The sequence below is a fragment of the Streptomyces sp. NPDC044061 genome (assembly GCF_056434305.1).
Genome location: NZ_JBWKFL010000164.1, coordinates 1 through 1,847, shown reverse-complemented (window position 1 = coordinate 1,847; position 1,847 = coordinate 1). Strand labels below are relative to the sequence as shown.

The window sequence follows — 1,847 nt, the reverse complement described above, 5'->3', positions numbered from 1 at the left end:
AACTCCAGCAGGGCGACTTCCTTCTCGACCCCCGACACACCGCACGCCTTCACAGCAGATCCCTGTCCTCTCACTCAGTCCGGCCGACCGGAAGGCACGGGCCGAAAACCCAAAGCAGACACGGCCAGGCCCAGAGGGAACCGCCGGGCGGAAGCCGCATGGAGCCCGACGACCACGGTCTGGGCCGATCCCGGGGAGGCTTCACCACCAAGATCCATCTGGCTTGCGACCAAGGTCAACGGCCGCTGTCTTTACTGGTCACCGCAGTTCAGCGTGGTGACAGTCCTCAGTTCGCCGCCATCCTGGAAGGCATCCGAGTGCCCCGCACCGGACCCGGCCGTCCCCGCGTCCGCCCACTGCGGTGCGAGGCGACAAGGCGTACTCCTCCCGCGCCAACCGGGCCAACCTGCGAAAGCGGGGAATCCGGTGCACGATCCCGGAGCCCGCCGACCAGGCAGCCAACCGCAAGCGGCGCGGGAACGTCGGCGGGCGGCCTCCGGCGTTCGACCGCGAGGACTACAGGGCCCGGCACGCGGTCGAGTGCGGGATCAACCGGCTCAAGCGCAACCGGGGGGTCGCCACCAGGTTCGACAAACTCGCCGTCCGCTTCGAAGCCACCGTCCTGATCGCCGCCATCGGTGAATGGTTATGACCGGCTTGAGCTGTCGGTTCCACGTGCCATGCTGACCGCGACCAGGGTGAACCGGGCGAGGGAGAGGCAACGATGGGGGCTCAGTACTACGGCGCCGACAGCGAGAACGGCGACCGCATCGACGACCCCTCCGAGGACGCGCTGTACATGATGATCAGCAACCTCAGCAACTCAGACAACACCTTCGTGGTCGTCCAGCCCGACGAGGACGATCCGGCGTGGTTCGCGTCAGTGGCCGTCCTGGACGAAGGCGACTACGAGATCGTCCGCCGTGACACCTCCCGCAACGAGCACGAGGTCACCACGGCGACGAGCATTAACGACATCGCCCGCGACCTCACCATCTGGATGGCCGCCCGCGACTTCCCCGGACGGCCAACCAGACAGGTCACCGACTTCTAAAACACGACCTAGCGGCCTCCTAGCGTGCATGCAAATTCCCACCATGCGGCTTCATTATCGCGCTGGCCGTGTGGCAACTTGCACTAACGCCTGACGGGCTACGGATTATGTCACCGCACGCCAGAAGCTATCCCTCCACCAATAGAGCACAGTTCGGTCCTCTGGCCACGGCAGTGCCTGACCATCGGCGTCCTCAAAGAGGTCTGCCGCCGGGTCGATTCGGCACCAACCTTCATCGACTGACTCGTTGGAGGCCGGCGGTCTCACCAGCCCCCTGAAGCGCATCTCAATCGCACTGAATTCTTCATAATTCGACTGCGCCTGAATCAGTGAGACTTTATTTGCACCACTGGGATCGCTGGGCCAGCGCAGCTGACATGCGTCATCCTCCCAGAAGCAGATTCTACAGATTGCGAAGGAGCCCGGCGGCTCGTCGTGCACGAGATGACCGCAGCATGGACACGGAAATTTGAGTGCTGATTGACTCATCACGGCTCCAACGTTCCAGGTTGCCTATTGAAATAAGCCTGATCGGCGTTGTAGTAGGTGACTATTCCCTTGTCACTTCGAATGCCGAACTCGCCACTTTCCGGGTCGAAGTAGTAACGCGTGGTTCCGTCGACCTTGACTTGAGCACCAGGCCGCCGACCATCACATTCGCACATTAGATCCTGGGCAGCGTAGTCATATTCCGACTTAGACCGTGTCCTACGTGGTGAGGCCTCGTTGACCTCGGTATGGGGCGGGGTACATGGAGTTGGATTGTTCCGGACGGACTGTGGGAGATCGCGAA

At 62.5% G+C, this 1,847-nt stretch carries 2 protein-coding genes and 1 pseudogene; 2 read left to right on the top strand and 1 reads right to left on the bottom strand.

Going from position 1 to position 1,847, the window contains the following annotated elements; translation table 11 throughout:
- Positions 1–179: 179 nt before the first annotated feature.
- Positions 180–652: pseudogene (locus tag AC07CM_RS50835) on the top strand (IS5 family transposase); the annotation flags it as partial.
- A gap of 72 nt (positions 653–724) precedes the next feature.
- On the top strand, positions 725–1,054 hold the full coding sequence (locus AC07CM_RS50830; protein ID WP_478883347.1) for a hypothetical protein: 330 nt from the start codon (positions 725–727) through the stop codon (positions 1,052–1,054).
- 105 nt (positions 1,055–1,159) lie between these two features.
- Here AC07CM_RS50830 and AC07CM_RS50825 read toward each other — a convergent pair whose 3' ends face one another.
- The gene (locus AC07CM_RS50825) at positions 1,160–1,543 is read right to left on the bottom strand and encodes a CPCC family cysteine-rich protein (protein ID WP_478883346.1); all 384 of its coding nucleotides are present in this window, start codon (positions 1,541–1,543) and stop codon (positions 1,160–1,162) included.
- Between the last annotated feature and the right edge of the window lie 304 nt (positions 1,544–1,847).